This is a genomic window from uncultured Oscillibacter sp. (genome assembly GCF_910579365.1).
GTDB lineage: Bacteria > Bacillota > Clostridia > Oscillospirales > Oscillospiraceae > Oscillibacter.
Window position 1 is genome coordinate 1 of record NZ_CAJTUX010000135.1, and the last position, 3,304, is coordinate 3,304.

2 protein-coding genes and 1 pseudogene are annotated in these 3,304 nt (G+C 61.8%); all 3 read right to left on the reverse strand.

From position 1 onward, the window contains the following. Window positions 1-1,876, reverse strand: a pseudogene (locus tag QZ329_RS15330) (peptidase M24); the annotation flags it as partial. Continuing rightward, window positions 1,873-2,670 (reverse strand): DUF6674 family protein, encoded by a 798-nt coding sequence (locus tag QZ329_RS15335; RefSeq protein WP_365352349.1) that lies wholly within the window; start codon window positions 2,668-2,670, stop codon window positions 1,873-1,875. The gene QZ329_RS15335 and the pseudogene QZ329_RS15330, both read right to left, overlap by 4 nt. A 24-nt stretch (window positions 2,671-2,694) precedes the next feature. After that, window positions 2,695-3,304 (reverse strand): VirB4-like conjugal transfer ATPase, CD1110 family (locus tag QZ329_RS15340; protein ID WP_365352352.1); only part of this gene is annotated, 610 nt, incomplete at its 5' end.

The following is a 3,304-nucleotide window of genomic DNA, read 5'->3' on the forward strand; positions in this document are numbered from 1 at the left end:
TTTCCGTATAATAGAGGTCTGAATTGCAAATATCCTGCTCATTCGCCATATAGGACGCGGAAATGTAGGAGGACTGGAACCCGGAGAGCATAGCAGTACAGGAGGTCATGCCAGCGGAGAAGAACACCACCACCATGGCCAGCATTGCCACAACCAGCAGCAGCGATTTTCGTGCCGCTATGTATTGCTGGACCGCCCGGACGATCTGCCCGGTGGCGTGTACCACGTTTTGGGTGAAGTGCGCCGTCTGCTTGGCCTCATGCGCGGCCTGGGCATACTTCCGCTTGATTTTCTGCTTTTGTATCCACTTGGCGAGGGCATTTTTGCGCCGCAGCTCCGGGTTGTCCCGGAGGGCAGTCTGCCATGCCAGTTTGACATTTTCCTTTGCCGCCCGCTGCTCCGCTTGGCGCAGGGCGCGGTAGGGCTTGGAGCGGCGGCAGTTTCTCTGCCAGCGCAGGGCACGGCCCACACCCTGCTCCATAAATAATTCGCTTTTGTGGGTGGCCTCCACCGCCACATTCTGCCGCTCGGATTCATGTATCTTGCCGTGGAGCTTCATCACTGCCGCCGTTTTCACCATACCACCGGCGCGGGCGGGCAGAGAGGGTGGTCTATATTCCGGCAAAACCTCCTGCTCAAAGTGGAGACGGCGGCGGGTCCTGCCCGTCTCAACCTCCACCTCCGGCTGGAAGGATAACCGGCGCTTGGTGGGAAGATGCTCCCGCGCCTGTTCCACCTGACCCTCCGCACGTTTTACCCGGCGCACGGCCTTTTGATAGTTCCGGCTGGGCGGCTGGGAGTCCTCCTTTGGCGCAGGGGTGGGGGCGCTGTCCGCCGCAGAGGGCGGTTCCTCAAATTGCAGCCGTGGCCGGTCCGCCTTGCCAGCAGCGGAGTGGGCAGCGAACTTTGCCGCCTGCCGCTTCTGATACGCCCGGTCATCCGGCGCGGGGGACGGCGATCCTGCCGGGGGACTGTCCCGCTGGTGGGTGTCGCCCCCACCCTCTGACTGCTCCGGCTGGGCGGCGTGGTCCGTGACCTGCCGCTTCATCACCGCCCGTTTTTCATCAACGGGTGCTTCTGCGTCAGGGGCCGGGACCTCCGAACCCTCAAAATGAAGCCGACTGCCGCCATCAGGTATCAGGCGGGAGGGCTGGGGTTCGTCCGCAGGACGGGCGGAATCCGGGGTAAACCGCTGTGCCTGCCGCTTCTTCATCTTCGCCCTGCCATCAGCGGGGGCCTTGCTGTCAGAAGGGAGCTGTTCACCCTCTGCCGCCTTGAATTGCAGCCGTCCGCCCCCCTCCACTGGACGGGGCGGGCGTTTCACCGAGGGCTTTCGCCCTTGGCCGGGGGGACGGTTCTGCATGGGAGCGTCCCCAGCAGTGCGCATAGCCTGATCTTCCAGAGAACGGGCGGCGTTCGGGGTGTGCTTTGCCGCCTGCCGCTGCTTGGATTTTTTACGGTTCTTCCGCTTGCGGCGCTTCCGGGAGGCTGGCGGCGGGGGCGGGTCCTCGCTGCCGGTGGGAGCGGCCATCATGGGCGCGTCCGCCGCCATCCGCATGGACGGAGTATCCGGCATGGGAGCCTCCGGGACGCTGGCGGGTTCCGGGGTGGCATAGGCCGCTTCCTCCGCCGTCTGCTGGACGGGCCGGGGCTGTTTCCGCCGTTTCTTGCCAGGGGAAACGGAATCGCCGCCGCTCCGCTGAACCGCGCGGTGGCCCGCCGCCTGTTCCTGGGGACGGGCCGGACCGAAGGATACATCCGCCGTCCGCTGGCTGACGCGCTTTTCCTCGCCGGTAGCCATGTTTTGCTCCACCAGACCGTCCCGGCCCAGCTTCTGCACCGTTTTCGCCCTGGATTGGAACCGTTTGCCGCTCATAGAGCCGCCTCCGGGGCCTTATGCTCTTTATCCGGCGCAGGGGCGGGCTGGGCGGCGGCTTCCGCCCGTTTCTCCGCCAATGCCTGCCGGATGGAGGGCTTTTTCTCCGCCTGACGCTCCGCCCGCGCCTCCCGTGCGGCCTCCGCCGACAGCTCCAAACTCTCCATCCCGCCGATAGCGGCAAGGGTGGCGTTGTTCATGCCGGACAGCAGCTTTTGTGTGGTCCGCATGGGGGCCAGCACCACGGACTGAAAACGCCCCTCCTGCCCGCCGTCCACCGTCTGCGTCTCCTTGCCGGTCAGGGTACGTCCGGCGTTCTTCAAATGACCGCCCACGCTCCGCAGCTCATGGCCGATGCTCTCCACCTTTTCAATGTTCTGCTTTGTATCGGAAAGCATTCCGCTGATCTTCTCCTGCAAGGATTCCAGCACATTTTTAACGCCTATGGCGGACACAGCCCTGTCCATCGCCGACACGCCCGCCTCCTTGAAATTTTCCACAGCATTTTTGGCGCAATCCGTGATTCTCTCCCGCAGATCATCCAGCGCCTCCCGCGCCTGCTCTACCTTGTGCCCCAGGGCTTCCACCATTCGGCCAATGGCCTTTTTCGCCGGGGATTCCTGGGCCTGGGCAAGCTGCTGGCGGACCTCCTGCAATTCCTGGGATACAGCCTCGAATTGCCGGGTCATGCCGTCCATGTAGAACATCAGGAGAGACAAATCCTGCGCCTGCCCCTGCCGGTTGTTTTCCTCCAGCAGCTTCATAAACTGCTGAATCGTCTCATTACTCTGCAATGGGTCTATGGGTCAGCACCTCCTTTACTGCGCCGCAAGGTCCTCCAAGCGGGTGGTCATGATTTCATAGAGTTCCGTATCCTTCGGGAAATGGTCCACAAAGGGGATAATGACGCTCCCGAAGAACAAAAGCCCCTCGCCAGCGTTGGAGTTGGTCACATAGCCAAGCTGGTGAGGGGAGATATTGAGCTGCTTCGCCAGGATTTGCCGGTCGCCGCCCGCCTGATTGAGCATATACACAAAGTCAGAGTTTTCAAAAATGTTCTCAATTTCGCGGGAAGAAAGCAAATCCTTGACGTTTTGGGTAATTCCGGTGGGGATACCGCCCCATTTTCTGAACCGTTTCCAAATCTCCACCGTGTAGGCGGCGGTCTGTTCCTCGCGGAGAAGCAGGTGCATTTCGTCAATGTAGAGGCGGGTGGACTTGTGGGCCTCCCGGTTCTCACTGACCCGGCCCCACACCTGGTCCTGGACTACCTGCATACCGAACTTTTTAAGCTGTTTCCCCAGCTTTTTAATGACGTAGCACACGATCCGGCTGTTGATTTTCACGTTGGTCCGGTGGTTAAATACGTTCAGACTGCCGGAAACGTAAATTTCCAGCGCCGTGGCAAGCCGCTGGGCCTCCGGCTCC